Source organism: Rhodococcus sp. WWJCD1 (genome assembly GCF_002258735.1).
In the GTDB taxonomy this organism is placed as follows: Bacteria; Actinomycetota; Actinomycetes; order Mycobacteriales; family Mycobacteriaceae; genus Rhodococcoides.
Genome location: NZ_NOXY01000039.1, coordinates 1 through 1,443, shown reverse-complemented (window position 1 = coordinate 1,443; position 1,443 = coordinate 1). Strand labels below are relative to the sequence as shown.

Here is a 1,443-nt window from a genome sequence, read left to right as displayed (position 1 = left end):
TGCATTGCACTGGACCCCGTGGGTTGGACTGCTCAATGCAAAGCCTAGGCGGCGAGGGCCTGAGCTCGGTATCGCACCGGGCTCAGGCCGTCGAGGCGTAGCGAGATGCGGTCGTTGTTGAACCAGTCGATGTAGTCCTCGATCGCGGTCTGCAAGGTGCCCAGGTCGAGATATCGGATGTGATGAAACATCTCTTCTTTGAGGTGACCGAAGAAGTTCTCGATGATCGCATTGTCGTAGCAGTTGGCTTTGCGCGACATCGATTGGATCGCCCCCGCATCGGCCAGCAGCCGCCGCCACGAGAAATGCTGGTAGTGAAATCCCTGATCCGAGTGCACAAGTGGACACTCCTGTTCACCGAGGGTGTCCAGCGCTGCCCGCAGGGAACGGTTGGTGAACTCCGTCGTCGGGGACCGACCGATCGAATACGAAATGATCTGACGATCGAACAAGTCCATCACCGGAGACAGATACAACTTCGCGTCCCCGACCCGGAACTCGGTGACGTCGGTGACCCACTTCTGATTCGGGGCCGCCGCCGTGAACTGGCGGTCGAGGATGTTCGCGGCGACCGCCCCGACCTGACCCTGATACGAGACATACCGTCGACGGCGCCGCACAAGGCAGGCCAACCCGAGCTCGCGCATCACCGCCAACACCGTCTTCTTCGCCACCCGCCACCCCGCATCGACGAGGACTCGGTGCACACGGCGATGCCCGTAGCGCCCATGGTTGTTCTCGAACGCGCTGGTCACCGCCGCTTTCAACGCTGCCTTCGGATCGGGCCTGCGTATCTGCGCCTGACGGTAGAAGAACGTCGAGCGAGCCAAGCCGGCGACGTCGAGCAGCACATCGAGACGGTACTGAGCCTTGAGGGCGATGACAGCGAGAACCTTCACCGTCGTCCCTGTTCCCTCAAGGCCCGCAATTTTCCCAGGTACGCCACCTGCGTCCGCAGCCGCTCGTTCTCCTCACGGAGGCGGTCGAGCTCGCTGGCCTCACCCGGATCAACTCCCGGTGCCGGTCGACGTCCCGCCCGCTTCGGACGTAGCGCCTCGTCGCCGTCGCGGCGGTATCCGCGAACCCACGGGTCGATGATTCTCGCCGACGACAGTCCGTACTCGCGGGCGAGCTCGATCTTGTTCTCGCCAGCCAGAACACGTTGCACCACAGCAAGTTTGAACTCGAACGAGAAGTGTTGTCGATCCGGTTTCTCCACCAATGCATGTCTCCCTCGAACCCGCCACCGGTCGTAGAGGACAACCACAGCATTCGTCCCGCCACCGACCTTCGCAGCAGCCGAGACAGCACCCATGCCATCCTCGAACAACGCTACCGCCGCGACCCGCTGATCCTCTGTAAGTGAACTTCGTACACGCATGCACACGCTCCCCAGTAGTCGGAACTGAATTACTCAGTCCAACTTCCGGGGAGCGGTGCACA

General features: G+C 62.0%; 2 protein-coding genes. Both read right to left on the bottom strand.

The window, feature by feature from the left end; translation table 11 throughout:
- Window positions 1-44: 44 nt before the first annotated feature.
- Window positions 45-899 (bottom strand): IS3 family transposase, encoded by an 855-nt coding sequence (locus tag CH286_RS28350; RefSeq protein ID WP_242640219.1) that lies wholly within the window; start codon window positions 897-899, stop codon window positions 45-47.
- The gene (locus tag CH286_RS28345; protein ID WP_037150117.1) at window positions 896-1,381 is read right to left on the bottom strand and encodes a helix-turn-helix domain-containing protein; all 486 of its coding nucleotides are present in this window, start codon (window positions 1,379-1,381) and stop codon (window positions 896-898) included. The genes CH286_RS28350 and CH286_RS28345 overlap by 4 nt, the downstream gene beginning before the upstream one ends.
- Window positions 1,382-1,443: the final 62 nt, after the last annotated feature.

Excerpts from the sequence above, each read along its gene's own strand:
- CH286_RS28345 (WP_037150117.1), bottom strand. The coding sequence starts at position 1,381 with ATGCGTGTACGAAGTTCACTTACAGAGGATCAGCGGGTCGCGGCGGTA.